Origin of the sequence: Parasphingomonas frigoris (genome assembly GCF_036663815.1) — a bacterium.
In the GTDB taxonomy this organism is placed as follows: Bacteria; Pseudomonadota; Alphaproteobacteria; order Sphingomonadales; family Sphingomonadaceae; genus Sphingomonas.
In genome coordinates this window covers 607,223-626,776 of sequence record NZ_JAXOJQ010000003.1, presented here as the reverse complement: position 1 = coordinate 626,776, position 19,554 = coordinate 607,223, and the positions used below count along the sequence as shown (strand labels likewise).

At 66.4% G+C, this 19,554-nt stretch carries 12 protein-coding genes; 6 read left to right on the top strand and 6 right to left on the bottom strand.

The window, feature by feature from the left end:
- Nucleotides 1–45 precede the first annotated feature (45 nt).
- The 3 genes from U1872_RS13325 (at nt 46) to gpmA (ending at nt 2,582) form a co-directional block, all read left to right on the top strand.
- Nucleotides 46–681, top strand: a complete 636-nt coding sequence (locus U1872_RS13325) for a DUF4136 domain-containing protein (protein WP_332793378.1) — start codon at nt 46–48, stop codon at nt 679–681.
- Nucleotides 678–1,796, top strand: coding sequence for a M14 family metallopeptidase (locus U1872_RS13320; RefSeq protein WP_332793377.1), 1,119 nt, complete (start codon nt 678–680; stop codon nt 1,794–1,796). The genes U1872_RS13325 and U1872_RS13320 overlap by 4 nt, the downstream gene beginning before the upstream one ends.
- A gap of 99 nt (nt 1,797–1,895) precedes the next feature.
- Complete coding sequence (gpmA, locus tag U1872_RS13315; protein ID WP_332793376.1) at nt 1,896–2,582, top strand: 2,3-diphosphoglycerate-dependent phosphoglycerate mutase; 687 nt, start codon at nt 1,896–1,898, stop codon at nt 2,580–2,582.
- A gap of 171 nt (nt 2,583–2,753) precedes the next feature.
- Here gpmA and U1872_RS13310 read toward each other — a convergent pair whose 3' ends face one another.
- Nucleotides 2,754–3,389, bottom strand: coding sequence for a hypothetical protein (locus U1872_RS13310; RefSeq protein ID WP_332793375.1), 636 nt, complete (start codon nt 3,387–3,389; stop codon nt 2,754–2,756).
- A gap of 122 nt (nt 3,390–3,511) precedes the next feature.
- On the opposite strand from U1872_RS13310, the gene purE reads away from it, so the two are divergent.
- The gene (gene purE, locus U1872_RS13305; protein ID WP_332793374.1) at nt 3,512–4,003 is read left to right on the top strand and encodes a 5-(carboxyamino)imidazole ribonucleotide mutase; all 492 of its coding nucleotides are present in this window, start codon (nt 3,512–3,514) and stop codon (nt 4,001–4,003) included.
- Nucleotides 4,004–4,172: 169 nt separating this feature from the next.
- Nucleotides 4,173–5,240, top strand: a complete 1,068-nt coding sequence (locus U1872_RS13300) for a 5-(carboxyamino)imidazole ribonucleotide synthase (protein WP_332793373.1) — start codon at nt 4,173–4,175, stop codon at nt 5,238–5,240.
- A gap of 228 nt (nt 5,241–5,468) precedes the next feature.
- On the opposite strand, the gene U1872_RS13295 is transcribed toward U1872_RS13300, so the two are convergent.
- The 4 genes from U1872_RS13295 to U1872_RS13280 all read right to left on the bottom strand — a co-directional run bounded on the left by U1872_RS13295 (nt 5,469) and on the right by U1872_RS13280 (nt 13,367).
- The gene (locus U1872_RS13295; RefSeq protein ID WP_332793372.1) at nt 5,469–5,771 is read right to left on the bottom strand and encodes a hypothetical protein; all 303 of its coding nucleotides are present in this window, start codon (nt 5,769–5,771) and stop codon (nt 5,469–5,471) included.
- Nucleotides 5,772–5,794: 23 nt separating this feature from the next.
- A complete protein-coding gene (locus U1872_RS13290) occupies nt 5,795–8,605 on the bottom strand; it encodes a M16 family metallopeptidase (protein ID WP_332793371.1) in 2,811 nt (936 codons plus the stop codon).
- A 143-nt stretch (nt 8,606–8,748) separates the two neighbouring features.
- Nucleotides 8,749–10,890, bottom strand: a complete 2,142-nt coding sequence (locus tag U1872_RS13285; protein ID WP_332793370.1) for a penicillin acylase family protein — start codon at nt 10,888–10,890, stop codon at nt 8,749–8,751.
- 164 nt (nt 10,891–11,054) lie between these two features.
- Nucleotides 11,055–13,367 (bottom strand): TonB-dependent receptor domain-containing protein, encoded by a 2,313-nt coding sequence (locus U1872_RS13280; RefSeq protein ID WP_332793369.1) that lies wholly within the window; start codon nt 13,365–13,367, stop codon nt 11,055–11,057.
- Nucleotides 13,368–13,582: 215 nt separating this feature from the next.
- Here U1872_RS13280 and clpB point away from each other — a divergent pair, with 215 nt between their 5' ends.
- Nucleotides 13,583–16,162, top strand: a complete 2,580-nt coding sequence (gene clpB, locus U1872_RS13275) for an ATP-dependent chaperone ClpB (protein WP_332793368.1) — start codon at nt 13,583–13,585, stop codon at nt 16,160–16,162.
- A gap of 61 nt (nt 16,163–16,223) precedes the next feature.
- Here clpB and U1872_RS13270 read toward each other — a convergent pair whose 3' ends face one another.
- Entirely contained in the window at nt 16,224–19,271 is a 3,048-nt protein-coding gene (locus U1872_RS13270) for a TonB-dependent receptor plug domain-containing protein (RefSeq protein WP_332793367.1), read from the bottom strand.
- Between the last annotated feature and the right edge of the window lie 283 nt (nt 19,272–19,554).

Sequence of the window (19,554 nt, the reverse complement as noted above, 5' to 3'; positions counted from 1 at the left end):
GGGCGTTACACTCCTGCAACGACTGCGTAGACGAGGACGAGAGTTATGAAGCTGGCTTTGGGAATGGCGATCGCGGCGGCAGCGAGCTTGAGCGCCTGCGCGACGACGACGACGAGCGGCCCGGTCGAGGTGACGCGCTTTCACCTGGGATCGATCAGTGCCCCGCTCGAAACCGGTACGCTCGCGGTCGAGCCCGCGCCGGGCGGCGCGCCCCCGAGCCTCGAATATAAGACCTATGCCGCCGCAGTGCAGACCGAGGCGCTCGGCCACGGCTTCACCGTGCCGACCAGCGACCCGGCGGCACAATATCTCGCAGTGGTCAGCTTCACCCGCACGACGCGCCCCGCCCCGTCGCGGAGCGGCGGCAGCGGCGTGAGCATCGGCCTGGGTGGCGGTGGCTATAGCGGTGGCGGCTATCGCGGCGGTGGTGGCGGCGTCGGGCTCGGCGGCGGCATCTCCTTCCCGATCGGCAAGCAGCGCTATCGCACCGTCGTGCTCACCGACCTGACGGTGCAGATCCGTCGTCGCCGCGACGCGACGGTGATCTGGGAAGGCCACGCGCAGACCTTCGCGCCCGGCGAGGCGCCCGCCGCACAGGCCAACGCCGCCGCCGCAAAATTGGCACATGCGCTGTTCCTGGGCTTCCCCGGGGAATCGGGGCGCACTATCACGGTGCGATGAGCATCACCATCAACGCCGCTTTCGATAGCGGGAACATCGACGTGGTCGCCATCGACGGCGACCGCGTCGATTTGACGATCCGCCAGGATCACCTGTCGGATTTCTTCCAGTGGTTCCACTTCCGCGTCGCGGGCGCGAAGGGGCGGACGCTGACCTTCCGGATCCGCAATGCCGGGCAGTCGGCCTATCCGTTCGGCTGGCCGGGCTACAAGGTCCGCGCGAGCACCGATCGGGAAGCGTGGCGGATGATCCCTACGCGCTATGTCGACGGCATGCTCGAATTCGAATGGACCGGGTCGAGCGAGCTCGTCTGGTTCGCCTATTTCGAACCCTATTCGATCGAGCGCCACGACGCGCTGGTCGCGCGCATCGCGCTCGCGCCGGGCGTGACGCACCGCGAGCTCGGCCAGTCGCTCGACGGGCGCGCGATCGACTGCCTCGATATCGGCACCGGCCCCAAGCAGGTCTGGCTCTATGCGCGCCAGCATCCCGGCGAGAGCATGGCCGAATGGTGGATGGAAGGCGCGCTCGAATGGCTGACCGATGCCGCCAACCCGGTGGCTGTCGCACTGCGCGAGAAGGCGACCTTCCACTGCGTGCCCAACATGAACCCCGACGGGTCGTTCCGCGGCCACCTGCGCACCAATGCGGCGGGGATCAACCTCAACCGCGAATGGCACACGCCTACCCTCGAGAAGAGCCCCGAAGTGCTGTGCGTCCGCAATGCGATGGACGCGACCGGCGTGGCGTTCGCGATGGACGTGCATGGCGACGAGGCGATCCCGGCCAACTTCCTCGCCGGGTTCGAGGGCATTCCGTCGTGGACCGACGCGCTCGGCGCCAAATATACCGAGTTCGGCCAGCGGCTCGAAGCGCATTCGCCCGATTTCCAGACAGCGCGCGGCTATGACAAGGCAGCGCCCGGCCGGGCCAATCTGGCGATGTCGACCAACCAGCTCGCCGAGCGCTTTGGCGCGGTGTCGATGACGCTCGAAATGCCGTTCAAGGATCATGATCCCAACCCCGACGCCGAATTCGGCTGGTCGGGCGCGCGTTCGAAGACGCTGGCGCACGCCTGCCTCGAGGTACTCGCCGACATGATCGACACGATCTGACCGTCGCCCCGGCGCAGGCCGGGGCCGCTCTGCACCTGTCCGACGCTGGAAAAACCCAGCGGCCCCGGCCTGCGCCGGGGCGACGAAATGGAGACTCACATGCCAACGCTCGTCCTGATCCGCCACGGCCAGTCGGCCTGGAACCTCGAGAATCGCTTCACCGGCTGGTGGGACGTCGACCTGACCGACAAGGGCGTCGAGGAAGCGCGCGCCGCGGGGCGGCTGATGGCGGAAAAGGGGCTCGATTTCGACCTCTGCTTCACCTCGCTCCAGACCCGCGCGATCAAGACGCTCAACTTGGCGCTCGAGGAAATGCGGCGGCTGTGGCTTCCGGTCGAGAAGGACTGGCGCCTCAACGAGCGGCATTATGGTGGGCTGACCGGGCTCGACAAGGCCGAGACAGCGGCCAAGCATGGCGCCGAGCAGGTGCATATCTGGCGCCGCAGCTTCGACATCCCGCCGCCGCCGCTCGAGGCCGGAAGCGACTACGATCTGTCGAAGGACCGTCGCTATGCCGGGATCGCCATTCCCGACACCGAGAGCCTGAAGGACACGATCGCGCGCGTGCTCCCTTATTGGGAGGGCCGCATCGCGCCGGCGCTGCACAACGGCCAGCGCGTCGTCATATCGGCGCACGGCAACTCGCTGCGGGCATTGGTCAAGCATCTCTCGGGGATCCCCGACGACGAGATCACCACGCTCGAAATCCCGACCGGTCAGCCCATCGTTTACGAGCTCGACGATACGCTCGCCGCGACCGACCGCTATTATCTGAGCGAGCGCTGAGACTGCAAATCCTCCCTCGCGCAAGCGGGGGAGGGGGACCACCAGCCTCCTTCAGGCTGGTGGTGGAGGGGGGGGCCGCCACAAGCGCACCGCCCGCGGAGAGCTCCGCGCCACCATTCGCTAAATGCTCATGGCCCCCTCCCCCGCTGCGCGGGGGAGGATTTCGCGGGCTTACTGGCCTGTCGTGACCGTCGTCGTGGTCTTCTCGGTCACGCGCGGCGTGACGCGGCGGACGACGGGCTTGCGCACGACGACCTTCTTCACCGCGGTACGGCGCACGACCGGAGCGGCGGTCTTGGTCGTCTCGGTGGTGATCGTCGTGGTCGGGGCAGGCGCCTGGACGACGACCGGCGGCGCCGAGCGCGCGGCGGCTGCATCGGCGGCAGCGCTGGCCGCGGCCTGCTCGGCGGCATCGGCGCGGGCGTTGGCGGCAGCCGCATCGGCCTGCGCGTCTTGCGCGGCGTTACGCGCATTCGAGGTCGCGGCGCGCGCGGCGTCGGTGCGGGCGCGCTGCGCCTGACCAAGCGCGGTGTCGGCAAGCTGCGACGCACGGTGCGCGTCCTCGATCGCCTGCGCCTTCTTGCCGGCGGCGAGATGTTCCTCGGCAGCGCGCAGCTGCGCCTGCGCATCGGCCTGGAGACGCGGCGTCTCGGCGGTGGCGCCGACCTGCGCGGAGGCCTGGATCTTGGCCTTGGCCTCGGCGATCGCCTGCTCGGCGCGATCGTGCTTGCCCTCGGCGAAGGCCGGGGCGGCGAAGGCGAGGACCGCCGCGAGCGCGACGGACGAAACGGTGGAAATGCGGTTCATAAGCGTGTGTCCATTATGACCAATCTGGACCCGTTCAACCCGCACCGAGCCGAACAAGTTCCGCAAGCGATATGAGCCGGCGGGTGGTTGCCCTGCGGCAGCCCGCCCGCTAGTCCGGCGCGATGGCATCCAGCGCGTCCCCCCTCGTCGGCATCATCATGGGCAGCACGTCCGATTGGGAGACGATGCACCATGCCGCCGATCTGCTCGAAGAGCTCGGCGTCGCGCATGAAGCGAAGGTGGTCTCGGCGCACCGCACCCCGAAGCGGCTCTACGACTATGCGACCGGCGCGGCCGAGCGCGGGCTCAAGGTCGTGATCGCGGGCGCGGGCGGCGCGGCGCATCTGCCCGGCATGGCGGCGGCGATGACGCACCTGCCGGTGCTCGGCGTGCCGGTCGAAAGCAAGACGATGAAGGGCTTGGACAGCCTCTATTCGATCGTCCAGATGCCCGCCGGCATTCCGGTCGGCACGCTCGCGATCGGTAAGGCGGGTGCGAAGAATGCGGCGTTGCTCGCCGCGGCGATCCTCGCGCTCTCGGACGAGGCGCTCGGCGCGCGGTTGCAGGCGTGGCGCGCGGCGCAGACCGAAGGCGTCGCGATCGACCCGGAATGACGCCCGCCACCGTTCGTTCTCCCCTCCCTGGAAGGGAGGGGACGGGGGTGGGTCGGCCCGTTATCGAGCGGGTCACCAGCCCCATAGCAACCCACCCCCAGCCCCTCCCTTCCAGGGAGGGGAGGATGACAATCGGCCGACCACACGCCTCTACAGCGGATACCCAAGCATGACCCCCCTCCCCCCCGGCTCGACCATCGGCATCCTCGGCGGCGGGCAGCTCGGGCGGATGCTCGCGGTGGCGGCGGCACAGCTCGGCTATCACACGCGCATCCTCGCGCCCGACGAGGAAGCCGTCGCCGCGCAGACCGCGTCGAGCTTCACCCGCGCCGATTATCACAGCCGCATCGTGCTCGACGAATTCGCCGCCGCGGCCGACGTGGTCACCTATGAGTTCGAGAATATCGCGCTCGATCCGGTGCGCTATCTCGCGGGCAAGCTGCCGGTTCACCCTGCCCCCGCAGCGCTCGGCATCGCGCAGGATCGCGCCGCCGAGAAAAGCTATGTCGGCGAGCTCGGCGGGCGCACCGCGCCCTGGGCCAAGGTCGAGACGCTCGCGCAGTTGCACGCCGCGGTCGCCGAGATCGGCACGCCGGCAATCCTCAAGACGCTGCGACTGGGCTATGACGGCAAGGGCCAGGTGCGCATCACCGCCGCCGACGAGATCGACGCCGCGTGGGACGCGATCGGTGCGCGGCCCGCGATCCTCGAGGGGTTCGTGTCGTTCAGCCACGAATTCTCGATCCTGCTGGTGCGCGGCGCCGACGGCCAGATGGTGAGCTATCCGCCGCCATGGAACGAGCATCGCGACGGCGTGCTGGCGCGCTCGACGCTGCCGGCGCCGGCCGAGATCGCCGCGCAATGGGGCGAGGCGGCGGCGCTCGCCGGGCGGATCGCCGACCGGCTCGACTATGTCGGCGTGCTCGCCTGCGAATTCTTCGCCGGGCGCGACGGGCCGGTGTTCAACGAGATGGCGCCGCGCGTCCACAATTCGGGGCATTGGACGATCGAGGGCGCGGTCTGCTCGCAATTCGAGAACCACATCCGCGCGATCTGCGGGCTGCCGCTCGGCGACACCGGGCTGACCGCGCCCACGGTCGCGATGGAAAATCTGATCGGGCACGAGGCCGACCGCTGGTCCGAGATCCTCGCCGAGCCGGGCGCGCACCTCCACCTCTACGGCAAGGAAACGCGGCCCGGGCGCAAGATGGGGCATGTCACCCGGCTGGGGCGGTAGCGCCGCTTGGCCCTCTCCCGCCCTTTGCGGGAGAGGGTTGGGTGAGGGTCTTTTTTCCGGACCAGGACCAAAAGAAGGCCCTCACCGACTGCGACTAGGGCCGTGCTGAAGAAGCACGCCTCAAGTCTTCGTTGCCTCTCCCGCACGCGGGAGAGGAGCACGCAAAACAAAAACGGCCCGCTTTCCGTTCGGAAAGCGAGCCGTCTTCAGCCTAACGAACCCCGCAGCTTACGCCGCGCGCGTGCCCGTCATCGGGAAGCTGCCGAACGCGCCCGCACCGACGGTGCCGGTAAGCGTGTCGCCCTCGGCCGTCGCCTTGCAATCGAGCGTCATCGGCATCGGCACGACGATCGACATCTTCCAGCTGATCGTGTCCCCCTCGACCGTGCCGTCGGTGATCTCGACCGACCCCATCGCGCCGGTCTGCGACCCGGTCCAGCTGTTGCCGTCGGTCTTGACCGTCAGCGTCGCCTTCTGGTCGCCGAGCGGCGATTTGACGACCGTATCCCACGTCCCATCAACTGCAGCCATGATGTCTCTCCTGCCAAAAATTTCTAGCGCACATCCGCAACGGATGCCGCGGGGACCACCTCGACCGGCAACCCGATGCTGTCAAGCTGACCGCGGACCTTGGCGGCGTCGCCGACGACGACCCACACGAAGCGGCTCGGGTCGAGCGCGGCGCGTGCCGCAGCGTCAAGCTCGCCCTTGGTCATCGCGCGATATTTTTGCGGCAGCGTCGCATAATAATCGTCGGGCCGGCGGTAGAGGTCGTTCGACTGCAGCGCGCCGAGCACCGCCCCCGACGTCTCGAAATTGCCCGGCAGCGAGCGCACCGAATCGGTGATCGTCTGCGCGAACTCGGTGTCGGTGATGCCCTTGGTCGTCAGGAACTCCTTGAAGTCGACCTGGAGCGACTTGATCGAATCGCCGGTCCGGTCGGCCTGCACGCCGGTGCCGAGCAGATAGGGCGTTGCATATTGCGCACGGCGGAACGAGCCGTTGACGCCGTACGACCAGTGCCGCGCCTCGCGCAGATCCATGTTCACGCGCGACAGGAAATCGCCGCCGAGCGAATCGTTCGCGGTGGTCACGGTCAGCAGGTCGTCGGTGCCGACGAGCGGCGTCGGCGCGCCCGCGATGATGAACGACTGCGGCGAATCGGGCCGGTCGATCAGCACGATCTTGGGCGTCGACGGCGTCGCGGCCTTGCTGAAATCCTTGACGCCGGCGGGACCGGTCGGCGTCCAGTCGCCGAAGCGCGCGTCGAACGCCGCCTTGACCTCGGCAAGCGGGCGATCGCTGACGACGAAGATCTTGGCCTTGTCGGGGCGCAGCCATGCCTGCTGGAAGGCGACGAGGTCGTCGCGCGTCAGCGCCGCCACCGCCTTGGGATCGCCTGCACCGATGCCCTTGGCGTAGGGGTAACCGGCGCCATAGACGAGCTTGGGATAGACGCGCGAGGCGAGGCCCTGCGGGCTGGTCAGCTCAGCGGAGATGCGCGCGAGCTGCTGGTTCTTCACGCGCGCGACCTCGGCCGGGTCGAAGCGCGGATGGCGGACGATGTCCGACAGCAATTCGGTCGACGCGGCGAGGTTGGCGCTCGGCGTGAAGAAGCCGACGACGGTGCGATCCGGGGCCGAACCGCTGGTGATGGTCGTGCCCAGCCGTTCCTTGGCCTCGGCGATCGCGATCGAATCGCGCGTCGTCGTGCCTTCGTCGAGCATGTCGAGCGTCAGTTGCTGCGTGCCGAGCTTGCCCGGCACGTCGGCGGCGACGCCGGCGTCGAAGCTGATCGCGGCCTGCGTGATCGGCACGGCGTTGCGATAGGCGTAGACCAGCTCGATGCCGTTCTTGAGCTTGCTATGCTCGACCTTCGGGAAGACCAGGCTCGACAGCGTGCCGACCGGCGGCAGTGCGCCGCGCGTTCCCTTGAATTCGGGCTCGGGCGCGATCGCGACCTTCACCGGCGGGGTCGCCTCGACATAGGCCTCGCGCGCACCGGGCACGACGGTCAGCGCATAGACCGGGCGGGTCAGCCACTTGGCGGTCGCCGCCTTGACCCGCGCCGGCGTCTCGCCAGCCAGCTCGGCGAGCTGTTTCTTGTAGAAACCGGGATCGTTCCGATAGAGCGCGCCCTCGGCGAGCGCGACCGCCTTGCCACCGAAGCCGCCGGTCGATTCGAGCCCGGCGATCCGCGCCGCGGTATCGCGCGTGGCGACCCGCGCAACCTCGTCGGCGGTCGGGCCGTTGGCGATGACGTCGGCGATAATCTCGTCGAGCCGCTTGGCGACGAGCGCGGGATCGACGCCGGGCTTCGCGTCGGCGCTGACGACGAACATGCCGATCTGCGCGAAGCTCTCGTTATTCGCCGAAACGCGGACGGCGATCTTCTCCTTGCGCACCAGCGCATTGTCGAGCCGGCTGCTCGACAGCCCGCCGAGCACCCCCGCCGCCACGTCGAGCGCGACCGAATCGGTATTGTCGATGCCAGGCACCGCCCACATCCGGTAGATCCGCGTGTTCGAGACACGATCCTTCATCGTCTCGACCTTCGGCGCGGCGAGCGTCGGGACGTCGGCGGCAGGGACGACGCTCTCGGGCCCCTTCGGGATCGCGCCGAAATATTTGGTGACGAGCGTCCTGGCGGTGGCGACGTCGACATCGCCCGACAGCACCAGCACGGCGTTGTTGGGGCCGTAATGGCTGCGGAACCAGTCTTTCACGTCGGCGACGCTGGCGCTGTCGAGATCGCTCATCGAGCCGATCGTGGTGTGGCCGTAGGGGTGCGTCGCCGGGAACAGCGCCTCGGTCTGCTTATATTCGACCAGGCCGAACGGCTGGTTGTCGCCCTGGCGCTTCTCGTTCTGGACGACGCCGCGCTGCTCGTCGACGACGGCGGGCGTGATCGCGCCGAGCAGATAGCCCATCCGGTCGCTCTCGAGGAACAGCGCGCGCTCGAGCGCCGCCACCGGCACCGTTTCGAAATAGTTGGTACGGTCGAAATAGGTCGTACCGTTGAGATCGGTCGCGCCGATTTCCTTGGTGTAGGTGAAATAGTCCTTCGGCGCGTTCTCGCTGCCGTTGAACATCAGATGCTCGAACAGATGCGCGAAGCCGGTCTTGCCCTTGGTTTCGAACTTCGAGCCGACATTGTACCACACCGACACCGCGACGACCGGCGCCTTGCGATCGGTGTTGACGATCACGCGCAGGCCGTTCGGCAGGCGGAATTCGCTATAGGGGATGTCGACCTGGCGAACGAGATCGGCGACGGGGACGGGCTTCGGCGTGGTCTGCGCGAGTGCGGGCGTGACAAAGGTCGCGAGCGCTACACCAGAGAGCGCGAGCAGCTTGACGGTCATGAAGATCCCCCGGGAATTGTGTCTGAAAACAGGACTGTGGTGGAAGGCTATAGCAGCGCTCCAGCGGTAGCAATCGCTTCCTCTAGCTTGGTTGGAAAGGAGGGCTTGGCTCTTCCTCCCCTCCCTGGAAGGGAGGGGAGCCATCAGGGCCGGTACACACGCTCGACGTTGCGCTTGAGATCGTCGCGCCAGAACAGCACCGGCTTGAACCTGTGCGCCGCGAACAACGGCGCCTGGTCGGCATAATGCGGCGACTGCGGCCGCGTCGTCGCGGCGCCATAGGGCTGGATCGACTGCGACGCGACGCGCCCGGCCTTGTCCCACGCCATCACCATGATGAAACTGTCGCCATGGTTGACGACGAGCCGCCCGTCCTTGGCCTCGTCCCACGTCGAGGCGGCGCGGAGCACGTCGGGTGCACCGTCGAGCGGCAGGTCGACGCCGCCATGCCGCAAGCGCAGCAGCGTGCCGAGCGGCGGATCGAGCGTGCCGAAATGCGTCTGCAAATACGCCGCCGCCTTGGCGAGTGCGTCGCGCGGGTCGAGCTCGGGACGGCGCTGATAATGCCATTTCTGCCCCGTCCGCAGCAGGATCGCGGCGAGCGCCTGGCCCGAATGATGCCCGTCGAAATTCCAGTTCCAGCCGCGCAGCAGGCCAAGCGCTTGCTTGAGCTGCGCGTCGTCCTTCGGATCGACCCCGGCGACGTCACCATACCATTTCGCTGCCCAGCTCAAGCGGCTGACCCCGGTGTCGAACTTGATCCGCAGCAGATCGTCGGCCGAGATCGACGGGTCGGCGCCGAGCAGTTCGACCGCGCGCGTCCCGCGATTGGTCGTGTCGGTCTCGATCCCGAGCAGCGGCGAATAGTCCGCAGGCTTGAGCTCGGACCCCGCCCCCGCCGCCTGGAACGGCGTGTTGTTCGCGTTGGCGAGATAGCCCGAGGCCGGGTTCACGTTGCGCGGCACCTGCGCGAACGGCACCGTTCCGGCTGCAAGATCGCGCGACGTGTCGCCGGGCAGGACGTGGCGGTAATCGAACCCCGGCTTCCGGTTGGGGAAGCTCGCATTGTAGACATAGGCGATGTTGCCCGTCGCATCGCCGTAGAGGAAGTTGGTCGCCGACACACCCTGGATCGCCAGCGCCTTCTGCCACTCCTCGAAGTTTCGCGCCCGCGTCAGGCGGTAATATTCCTCGACCATGCGGAGCTGGTCGGCGCCGGCATAGCGGATCGCATAGGCGCCGCTCTTGTTGACGATCACCGGCCCCTGCACCGCGCGATAGACCATCTTGGGGATCGGCAGCACGAACGGGCCGAAGCGCACCTTGAGCCACACGCGCTGCGCCTCGAGCGGGAGCCACTTGCCGTCGAAGCGATACTCCGTTCCCGCGGCATTGCGCACCAGCTTGTAGACGTCGGTCAGATCGGGGCGGTTGACGGTGTTGGTCCACCCCAGATGTTCGTTATGCCCGAGCACCGGGAAGGGCACGCCGGGGAAGGTCGCGCCCGAGAAATGCCAGCCGGTGCCCGATTGCACGCTGAGCTCGTACCACGCGACCGGCCCGCTCCACGGCTGGTGCGAGTTCGAGATCACGCGGGTGAAGCCATCGGCCGATCGCCTGGGCGCGACGACGAAGGCGTTCGAGCCGTTGGGCATCGCCTCGCCGGTCGCGGGGAGCGCGGTCGGGTCGGGGCTGTCGGGCACCGCGCCCGCGCTCTCGGCCGGCAGCGGCTTGTCGCCCGACAGCGCGCCGAGCGTCTGGTCGAGCCCGAAGAAGAACGGCGTGCGCAACACGAAGCCGGTCGCGATGTCCTCGCCATTGGTCGGGAACAACCGCGCGAGCCGGATCTCGCCGGGGTGGCGCCTGGCATAGGCGTTGAGCCCGCTGGCATAGGCGTCGAGCAGCGCGCGGACATCGGCCGGCTGCTTGAAATAGTCGCGATGCGCAGTCGCGCGCGCGCCGAGCAGGGCGAGTGTATAGTCGACCTTCGCGCCATCCGCCCCGATCATCGCGCCGAGCCGCCCGCGCGCCATCGCGACCGCCTCCTGCAGCGTCGCGAAATCGTCCTCGGCATGCGCGTAAGCGACACCGTAGGCAACGTCGGGATCGGTCTTGCCGAAGATGTGCGGCACGCCGAAGCGGTCGCGCGCGATCACGCTGTCATAGCGATGCGCAGGCGGCGGCGCGGCGGCGGTGGCGACGAACTGCTCCCACACCGCCAGCCCGATCGCGACCAGCACCACCAGCGCGATCATCCCGACCGCCACCCGCCGCAATCCCCGCATCCACCCTGCCCCTTTATCGTTTGAGCGAAGGTGTAGCGGGGCGATCCGGCGCAGACGAGACAATGTTTCTCGCGACATCGATCGTTCGCCGCGGACGCAGCGATCCAGGGTTACGAGCGGAGCGCCCGCAACCCTCGATCCCTGCGCTCGCCGGAGAACGGCGCTTAGAACCCCGCCTTGATCGTCACGAAATATTGCGCCGGCGCGCCCGCGAGCAGCGTCTGGTTGTCGCCCGAATAGCCGAAGCCGTTCGACCCGATCGTCGCGACATATTTCTTGTCGAACAGGTTGGTCGCGTTCGCCTGGATCTCGAACTTGCGATCGGCGATCGTCAGGCGCGCGCCGATCGTCGCGTCGACCAGCACGCGGTCGGGGACCGACTGGTCGTTGGTGTAGGTGAAGTAGCGGCGGCTCATATAATCCGCGCCGAAGCGGCCGAAGAACATGCCTTTGTCATAGGTCAGCTCGGCCTTGGCGAGATGCTTGGGCGTGTCGACGGTCTGCTTGCCGCGGATCGCCTGCAGCACGCCGCCGACGGTCACGTTATTGCGGTAGGTCGAGTCGTTGTAGCTGTACGACGCATAGACGCCGAAGCCGTAGCCGATCTTCGCCTCGAGCGCGGTCTCGATGCCGTAGGCGCGGACCGAGCCGACGTTCGACAGGATCGGCGGATTGCCCTGGATCCCCGACCCGACCGTCTGCGCGAGCGTGCGGTTCTGGAAGTCGACATAGTAGCCCGCGATCAGCGCGTTGATCCCGCGATAATGATAGCGCCCGCCAACCTCATAGGTGTCCGACGATTCGGGCTTGAGCTTGTTGGTGGTGAGCAGGGCGTTGAACCCGGCCTGCGTCGTGGCGAACGGCCCGCTCGTCGCCGAGGCGACGAAGGCGCGGGTAACCTCGGTGAAATCGCCGAACAGTTCGAAGGCGCTGCCGATGCGGTAGTTGAGCCCGGCGTGCGGCTGGAAGAAATCCTTCACCTGGATCCGGCCCGAGGCGAGCCCGCCCGACACGATCGGGGTCGCCTTGTTGGTGACGGCAAAGCCCTTCCAGCCGAAATCGACCGTCAGATCGCCGAGCGCGATCTTGTCCTGGACGTAATATTGCACGGTGTCGGTCTGGTAGGTGTTGTACCACTGCGTCGCGAACGGAATATACTGGAATTCGCGCGCGCTGCGGGTCGGCGCGGTGCGGCTGTCGAGGCCGTAGAAGCGGCGCGCCTGGCGGAAATCGTTCAGCTCGTACCAGCCGCCGACGGTGATGTCGTTGAAGCCGAGCTTGGTGCCGAGCGAGCCGAACACGCCCTTGCGGTGGATGTCATATTCGGTCGTCCGGACCGAGATCGGCACGCCCGACGGCGACGGGACATAGGGCGTGAACCACAGGCCCTGGCCGTGGTTGGCGTGATAATAGGCCTTCAACTCGCCATGTACGGTCGCGCCCTTGGCGGTCTCGACGCCGAGCGAGGCGAGATAATCCTCGCGCAGGCCCGCCGCGTCGAAATAGACGTCGTCGGCATTGGCATAGGGCGCCGGCGTGACGGTGCCCGCCGCCGGGTTGAGCTTGGGTGCGCCGGTATAGCCGCTGTTCGCGCCGGTATCGGCGATCAGCACGGCGAGCGGAAAGTTGTTGGCGATGTTGTCGTTCCGGTAGCCCAGCCGCTTGATCATATCGAGCGACAGATCCTGATAGTCCTGCTCGCGGCGATCCGAATAATCGAACGTGCCGACCAGCCGCACCGCGCCGACCGGCGCGACGAACTTGGCGTTGACCTGGTTCTGCCGCTGGACGCCGAAGCCCTTCCATTTGTCGGTATCGAGGAAACCGTAGGAGACGTAGGCGCTCGGACCATTGTCGCCGAGCACGCCGGTATCGAGCCGGCCGAACGCGCGCACGGTATTGGCGCTGCCATAGGTGCCGTTGAGCTGCAGCCCGGGCGTCGCCGCGGGATCGCTCGAGAAGAATTCGATCGTCCCGCCGAGATTGTTGGTCGCCTGCGTGCCGATCGAACCCGCCCCCTGCGAGACGAGCGTGCGGCCGATATTCTCCGACGAGATCGCGCGGCTGATGTGCAACCCGTTGGTGTTGCCATACGACCCGTCGCCGAGCGGGATGCCGTCGAGCGTGAAGCCGATCTGGTTCTGGTTGAAGCTGCGGATCGAGACGCGCTGCGACCATTCATAGGCACCGAACGCGTCGGCCGACTGGAAGTTGACGTTGGGCAGCTTGGCGATCGCCTTCAACGGGCTGGTGCCCGGCGCGAGGATCGCGAGGTCGGCCTGGCCGAGCTGCTGGACCTGCCGCGTCTCGCCCTTGCCGACGATGATGATGTCGCTGCTCGCCGCGTCCTCGACCGGCGCGGCGGTGTCGGCGACGGGGGCTTCCGGGGCCGGAGCGGGAGCGGCATCGCGCGCGGAGGCGGCGAGCGGCCAGGCGAGGGCGGCGCCCGCGAGCAGGCAAAGCGTGAAACGGCGCATGATGTGGTCCCCGATGTGATCGTTTTTTCAGGCACTACTCCCCGCGCCCTGCGGCGGTGCCTAGCTACGCTGCGTTGCGGAAATACGTACTTTCCGTGGCACGCCGATGACGGTCGTTACGGCTCGGCATCATTGGCGGTCTCGCGACGGCGCCACCCCTTGTGTTGCAAATGTGCAACACTACATCGAGCTGGAAGAAGGAGGGACACTTCCACATGAATATCGAAAAATTCACCGACCGCGCCAAGGGCTTCCTGCAATCGGCGCAGACCGTGGCGATCCGGATGAGCCATCAGCGAATCGCACCCGAACATATCCTGAAGGCGCTGCTCGAGGATGAGCAGGGCATGGCATCGGGGCTGATCACCGCGGCCGGCGGCGACCCCAAGCGCGCTGTCAGCGAGACCGACCTCGCGCTGTCGAAGATCCCGGCGGTGTCGGGCAGCGGCGCGCAAGCGACGCCGGGGCTCGATAACGACGCAGTGCGCGTGCTCGACCAGGCCGAACAGATCGCGACCAAGTCGGGCGACAGCTTCGTGACGGTCGAGCGGCTGCTCCTCGCGCTCGCGCTGTCGCTCAACACCGTGGCCGGCAAGGCGCTCAAGACTGCGGGTGTCACGCCCGAGGCGCTCAACACCGCGATCGAGCAGGTGCGCAACGGCCGCGTCGCCGACAGCGCGGGCGCCGAGGACAAGTTCGACGCACTCAAGAAGTTCGCGCGCGACCTGACGCAGGCAGCCCGCGACGGCAAGCTCGATCCCGTCATCGGCCGCGACGAGGAAATCCGCCGCACGATCCAGATCCTCGCGCGCCGCACCAAGAACAATCCGGTGCTGATCGGCGAACCCGGCGTCGGCAAGACCGCCATCGCCGAGGGGCTCGCTTTGCGCATCGCCAATGGCGACGTTCCCGACACGCTCAAGGACCGCAAGCTGATGTCGCTCGACATGGGCTCGCTGATCGCCGGCGCGAAATATCGCGGCGAGTTCGAGGAGCGCTTGAAGGGCGTGCTCGACGAGGTGAAGGCCGCCGAGGGCGACATCGTCCTGTTCATCGATGAGATGCACCAGCTGATCGGTGCGGGAAAATCCGAAGGCGCGATGGATGCGGGGAACCTGCTGAAGCCAGCGCTCGCACGTGGCGAACTGCACTGCGTCGGTGCGACCACGCTCGATGAATATCGCAAATATGTCGAGAAGGACGCAGCACTCCAGCGCCGTTTCCAGCCGGTGTTCGTCGGCGAGCCGACCGTGCCCGACACGATCTCGATCCTGCGCGGATTGAAGGAGAAATACGAACTCCACCACGGCGTGCGGATCACCGATGCGGCGATCGTCGCGGCGGCGACTTTGTCGAACCGCTACATCACCGACCGCTTCCTCCCCGACAAGGCGATCGACCTGATGGACGAGGCCGCGAGCCGCATCCGCATGGAAGTCGAGAGCAAGCCCGAGGAGATCGAGATCCTCGACCGGCGGATCATCCAGCTCAAGATCGAGCGCGAGGCGTTGAAGCGCGAGAGCGACGCGGCGTCGCAGGACAGGTTGGTCAAGCTCGACGGCGAGCTCGCCAATCTCGAGCAGCAGTCGTCCGAGCTGACGACTCGCTGGCAGAGCGAGAAGGACAAGATCTCGGCCGAAGCGAAGCTCAAGGAACAGATCGACGCCGCGCGACTCGAGCTCGAGCAGGCACAGCGCGCGGGTGATCTCGCCAAGGCGGGCGAGCTGTCCTACGGGCGCATCCCCGACCTCCAGCGCCAGCTCGACGCCGCGGCGGGTGCGACCAAGGGCGCGATGCTGCGCGAGGAAGTGACCGGCGAGGATATCGCGGGCGTCGTCGCACGCTGGACCGGGATTCCGGTCGAGCGGATGCTCGAGGGCGAGCGCGACAAGCTGCTCCAGATGGAAGCGACGATCGGCAAGCGCGTGATCGGCCAGCAGAATGCGATCCGCGCCGTATCGACCGCGGTGCGGCGCGCACGCGCGGGGTTGCAGGATCCGAACCGGCCGCTCGGCTCGTTCCTGTTCCTCGGGCCGACGGGCGTCGGCAAGACCGAGCTGACCAAGGCGCTCGCCGAATTCCTGTTCGACGATCCGACCGCGATGGTCCGCATCGACATGAGCGAGTTCATGGAAAAGCACGCCGTCGCGCGGCTGATCGGCGCGCCTCCTGGCTATGTCGGTTACGAGGAAGGCGGCGTGCTGACCGAAGCGGTGCGGCGGCGGCCGTATCAGGTCGTCCTGTTCGACGAGGTCGAGAAGGCGCATGGCGACGTCTTCAACATCCTGTTGCAGGTGCTCGACGACGGACGGCTGACCGATGGCCAGGGCCGCACGGTCGACTTCACCAACACGATCATCGTGCTGACCTCGAACCTCGGCAGCCAGGTGCTGACGACGCTGGGCGAAGGCGAAGATGTCGCGAGCGTCGAACCGCAGGTGATGGAGATCGTCCGCGGCCACTTCCGGCCCGAGTTCCTCAACCGGCTCGACGAGATCGTGCTGTTCCACAGGCTCGGCCAGGCGGAAATGGCGCCGATCGTCGACATCCAGGTCAAGCGGATCGCGACGTTGCTGGGTGAGCGCAAGGTGACGCTCGACCTGACCGACGCCGCGCGGGTGTGGCTGGGACGGGTCGGCTATGATCCGGTGTACGGCGCGCGTCCGCTGAAGCGCGCGGTGCAGCGCTATCTGCAGGATCCGCTCGCCGACCTGATCCTGCGCGGCAGCGTGCCGGATGGCGCTACGGTGCGGGTCGATGAGGGCGACGGGAAGCTCGAGCTGGCGGTCGACTAACGAGAAAGGGGCGGCTCCCTTGCAGGAACCGCCCCTATTTTCGATTGGCTTGCGCTGACGTTTACAGATCGACCTTCGCGCCGAAGCGGACGAAGCGGCCGATGAAGCCCTGGCTTTCCCATGCCACGTTATAGCCGAAGCCAGCGTCATAAGTCTGGCCCGGGTTGAAGTCGGGCTTCACGTCAAACACGTTGAGGACGTTGGCGTACAGCGTGAAGCGATCGTTGACCTTGATGCTCGCGGTCATGTCGACATCGATAAAACGCCGTGCACGGCACTTGAACGGCGAACCGTCGGCATAGGTGTATACCGAAACGCTGCCATTGTTGGCGCAGTCGCCCGGAACGCCGCCGTAATCGACCGACGCCATGTCATAGCCGCTGGTGTAATATGCCGTCGCGCTGAGCGAACCCCGGCCATTGAAGTCGAGCGTGTTCGACCAGCTGCCGCGCCACTTCGGCGCACCCGAGCACGACGTGATGTTGCAGGGGCTGAGCGACCCGTCGAAGCGCTGCGTCGTCCCGTTCGGCAGGCTCTGCTCGAGATTGATCAGATAGGTCGCGTCGATGCGGCTGGTCAGGTTGATGCCATGGCCAAGCGGCAGGCGGGCGGTACCCGAAAAATCGAGTCCAGAGGTCGTCTGCGACGTGGTGTTGACGAAGCCGTACTGGACGAACCCCAACTGCGGCAGTGCGTTCGGGAAGTTCGGATCGGCGACGCCAGGCTTCACGGTGATGCCAGGAATATTCACGACGCCGTTGTTCGCGTAATATTGGTTCGCGACGTCCGAATAATCCGGCGCGCCGATCAGACCCTTGATCTTGATGTGATAATAATCAGCGGTGAAGGTCAGGCGGCGGGTCGGCTCGAAGACGACGCCACCCGTGATGCTGGTCGAACGCTCCGGCTTCAGATTGGGATTGCCGCTCGAGGTCAGGCCATAGGAATAGGCCTGCGTTGCATAAGCGTTGCCGCCATGCGCTGCGATGTAAGCCGCGCCGCCGGGCTGATCCGGCGAAACCGTCGCGTTAATGTAGCCGGTGGTCGGCTGGCCATAGGCTTCCTGGAAGCTCGGGATACGGAAGCCGCGCGACACCGTGCCGCGGAAACGCAACTGCTCGAACGGCTTGAAGATCGCGGTGATCTTCGGCGAGAAGTTGCTCTGGCCCGACGAATAATCGTCGTAGCGACCAGCGCCGCTCAACGTCAGCATGTCGAACAGCGGCGCTTCGATTTCGAAGAAGGCCGACTTCACGTTGCGGCTTCCCACGGTGCTGACCGAGTTGATGCTGTAATAGCGATCGGCCGGGTTCAGTTCATTCGGAGCGTTGGCGCTCGGGTTGTTGACCGACTCGTGGCGATAGGCGGCACCGACCGCTGCCGTCAGATCCCCGCCGGGAAGCGCGAACAGTGCCTTCGAGATCGTGCCTTGGACCTGCCACAGCTTCGACGTCGAAAGATTGTTGTTGATGGGCGCGATATAATCGCGCGTGGCCTGGCTGTTGAGCGAAGGATCGACGAAGTTGAACGAACCATCGTTGATGACGTCGAGCAGACGCTGGGGGTTAAGATAGTTTTTATTCGTCACCTTGAGATCGACCTGCGAATAGGTCGCATCGACATTGTAGTTCCAGCCCGAACCGAAGCTGCCCTTGATCCCGCCGGCGAGGCGATAGGTCTTGGCGTCGGTCAATGTGATACGTGGCTGGTCGTAACGATAGTTGACGCGGGCCTGCAGCCCCTGCGCTGCGAACGGGTTGTTCGGGTTGAGCGTGCCGTTTGCAGCGGTGCACGGCAGCGTCGTCCCGCGCGGGCAGATGAGCGCCGGCAGGAGCACTGGGCTCAGCGTATATTGCGTACCGCCAGCCGCAGTCTGGCCAGCGAAAGCGAGCGGTGAGATGCTGCTGTTCGACTGCGTCTCGTAGAAATTGGCCATCAGATAGGCTTGTGCCTGGCTACCGACGTTGACCGTCAGATGCGCATTCGCCCCGAAGCGCTGCTGCTCGGGAAGCTCCATCAGATAATCTTTGACATTGTCCTGCCCACAGACCAGCGAGCCGGTCGGCGTGCCCACCGCAGCTCCCTGCGCCTGCTGTGCAGCGGTCAGGGTGATCGGCGTCAGATCGCGGCAACCAGCCGCCGGGTTGAGAAGCTGGAACTGCGAACCGGCGACCGGCGAGCCATTCTGATACGCACGCACCACCGGCACACGGGTCGAGCCCAGGCCCAAGAAGCTGCCGTTACCCTGGATGCCGTTGACGGTTTCGTTCGGCAGGCAGCTGCCGGCCGCGTTGCAGAAGCCGCTATAATTGTTGGTGTTCCACGGATAACCGCGGTCGGCCGCATAGATCGGGTTGCTGTGCTGATATTCGGCGTTGACGTAGACGTTGAAGCCCTGCTCGTTGAGCTTGCCATAGCCATAGGTCAGATCGGCGCGCGTCTCGCCGCCGTCACCCCGCTCCGAGATGCCCGCCGAAGCGTTGGCATGGAGGCCGACGATCTGCTTCTTGACGACTACGTTGACCACACCGGCGACCGCGTCGGCACCATAAGTTGCCGAGGCGCCGTCCTGCAGCACGTCGACCTTCTCGACGATCGACTGCGGAATAGTGTTCAGATCGACGAAGCTGCGCTGGCCGTCATCGCCGAGCGGGTAGATCGCCGAGCGCAGACCGTCGAACAGCGTCAGCGTGTTGCCGGTGGTCAGGCCGCGCAGCGACACTGCGGTCGCGCCGGTGGCGAAACCGAAGCTGTTCCAGGCGCGGGTCATCGTTCCGGCGCCGTTGGCCGGGATCGTCTGCAGCGCCTCGGCGATGGTGTTCTGGCCGCGCTGTGCAAAATCCTGCGCGGTCAAGGTGTTGATCGGGGCGGCGCCGGCGGCGGCGCTGTTGCGGATCAGCGAGCCGGTGACGACGATGTCCTGGCCATTGTTCGTATCATCAACGGCCGGCTGCGCTGCTGGGAGCGGCGCGGGCGTCGTAGCGGGAGCAGGGGTTGTCGAAGACTGATCCTGCGCGAAAGCGGGAACGGCGAAGGCGAGCAGTGCAACGCTCGATACGGCACCGGCGAGCAGCCTGGTCTTACGAGCAATAAAGGTCGTTTCAGTCACATGCGATTCCTTGCTGAACGCACGCCCCCCGATCGCTCGCGGCGCTGCGTAGATGGCAAGTCTCGTAACCGAACACACGCTCGGCCCCCCGAGACATGACGGTTGAGTGACGTCGCACCGGGTTGGTGTAAACCCGCGAAATGTCTCGATGATAACTTCTGCAACGAACTGTCACCGTGCTGCAACATTGCATCCAAAACGGCCGTATTCTAGCGCAGGCACGAGGATTTCGGAAATATTAGGGCCAATTGTGCTGGTTCGCGGCAATATTGGTCTGCCGGTG

What these genes read in the sequence shown, in the direction of transcription:
- U1872_RS13325 (WP_332793378.1), top strand. Translation starts at nt 46, where the DNA reads ATGAAGCTGGCTTTGGGAATGGCGATCGCGGCGGCAGCGAGCTTGAGC.
- U1872_RS13320 (WP_332793377.1), top strand. Translation starts at nt 678, where the DNA reads ATGAGCATCACCATCAACGCCGCTTTCGATAGCGGGAACATCGACGTG.
- gpmA (WP_332793376.1), top strand. Translation starts at nt 1,896, where the DNA reads ATGCCAACGCTCGTCCTGATCCGCCACGGCCAGTCGGCCTGGAACCTC.
- U1872_RS13310 (WP_332793375.1), bottom strand. Translation starts at nt 3,389, where the DNA reads ATGAACCGCATTTCCACCGTTTCGTCCGTCGCGCTCGCGGCGGTCCTC.
- purE (WP_332793374.1), top strand. Translation starts at nt 3,512, where the DNA reads ATGGCATCCAGCGCGTCCCCCCTCGTCGGCATCATCATGGGCAGCACG.
- U1872_RS13300 (WP_332793373.1), top strand. Translation starts at nt 4,173, where the DNA reads ATGACCCCCCTCCCCCCCGGCTCGACCATCGGCATCCTCGGCGGCGGG.
- U1872_RS13295 (WP_332793372.1), bottom strand. Translation starts at nt 5,771, where the DNA reads ATGGCTGCAGTTGATGGGACGTGGGATACGGTCGTCAAATCGCCGCTC.
- U1872_RS13290 (WP_332793371.1), bottom strand. Translation starts at nt 8,605, where the DNA reads ATGACCGTCAAGCTGCTCGCGCTCTCTGGTGTAGCGCTCGCGACCTTT.
- U1872_RS13285 (WP_332793370.1), bottom strand. Translation starts at nt 10,890, where the DNA reads ATGCGGGGATTGCGGCGGGTGGCGGTCGGGATGATCGCGCTGGTGGTG.
- U1872_RS13280 (WP_332793369.1), bottom strand. Translation starts at nt 13,367, where the DNA reads ATGCGCCGTTTCACGCTTTGCCTGCTCGCGGGCGCCGCCCTCGCCTGG.
- clpB (WP_332793368.1), top strand. Translation starts at nt 13,583, where the DNA reads ATGAATATCGAAAAATTCACCGACCGCGCCAAGGGCTTCCTGCAATCG.